We start from the raw sequence: 1060 nt of genomic DNA on the forward strand, positions 1-1060 counted from the left end.
TCACGTAATCTGACTTTACCAACTCCTTATACTGTGAAGACAGTCGCTCATTAGCAAACGGCGGTGATGAATGTGATAGTCGAAATAGATGGTTATTTCGAGAATAAGCTCGGCGGGCCTGATCGGCGGTCGTTGTTCATTATGACAGCCGAGTGACGTGGATTTGAAGGTTTGAAAATTGCCCCAGAGCACCTTAATAATCTAGTAGACGTCCATTATCATTCCATTGACCGTACATTTTGTTTTCTCTAGTATTTGTTATGAATTTATCTAATCTGCTCCTAAACAATTCTGACTGATTCTTATTGCTTTGTATCGTGTCGATCCGAACTCTATTATAAAGATCTGGAAATGCCATGAAATTATCGTATACTTGCTTTTCCTCTTTTAGCCTTTGCTCTATATCTTCATCTATTCTAAAAGAATCGTGATCCATATCAGGAAGAGCCCTTCTTCCTTCGTCTCTCATTAACCCCAACTTTTCGAGGCGACGGACACGTTCTTTATTTAATTCAGTCCATGAACTTTTTTTACTTCTAGGAGATAGTCTCTGAGCCAGCTCCGTTTCAGAAATTTTCTTCTTGACTCCATCGATCCATCCAACGCACAAAGCTTCCTCGACCGCGTCCAAATATAACAGCACATCGGGGGTGGGCGTCATACTAACCAAGACCCAGCAACACTTTTCAGTCTTGCAATTGTTCTGCAGCCAATTTCTTAAATCTTCTCTCGATTTTACTGGAATAAAATTTTTCATTTCCATAGTATAATACATTTTCCTTTCTATATTGATTACAAAAGGAATATTAAAAAAAATGGTCTTTAGTTGCAAGACCATTTTTTTGAGCTACCGTTTGTTGGAAATCACTTTATCAAGAAATTTATCTGCGTCACGATTAAATTTCCAAACAACACCAAATTTATCAACCAACATTCCGAAGCAGGAAGACCAGGGCATTTCTGATAACGGCATGATAACATAACCACCTACAGACAAATTAGAAAAGTAATTTTCCAGTGTCTGAATATCATCAATAACGATACTAATCAGTATATTGTT

General features: G+C 37.7%; 2 protein-coding genes. Both read right to left on the minus strand.

Translation table 11 applies throughout. From position 1 onward, the window contains the following. Window positions 1-193: 193 nt before the first annotated feature. Window positions 194-763 carry a YdeI/OmpD-associated family protein gene (locus GC102_RS28725; protein WP_171646903.1) on the minus strand — a complete coding sequence of 190 codons (570 nt, stop codon included), beginning with the start codon at window positions 761-763 and terminating at the stop codon, window positions 194-196. An 84-nt stretch (window positions 764-847) separates the two neighbouring features. Further along, window positions 848-1060: VOC family protein (locus tag GC102_RS28730; protein ID WP_512698997.1), on the minus strand; the 213-nt coding region annotated here is incomplete at its 5' end.

Origin of the sequence: Paenibacillus germinis (genome assembly GCF_013141785.1) — a bacterium.
GTDB lineage: Bacteria > Bacillota > Bacilli > Paenibacillales > NBRC-103111 > Paenibacillus_E > Paenibacillus_E phytorum.

What these genes read in the sequence shown, in the direction of transcription:
- GC102_RS28725 (WP_171646903.1), bottom strand. Translation starts at nt 763, where the DNA reads ATGGAAATGAAAAATTTTATTCCAGTAAAATCGAGAGAAGATTTAAGA.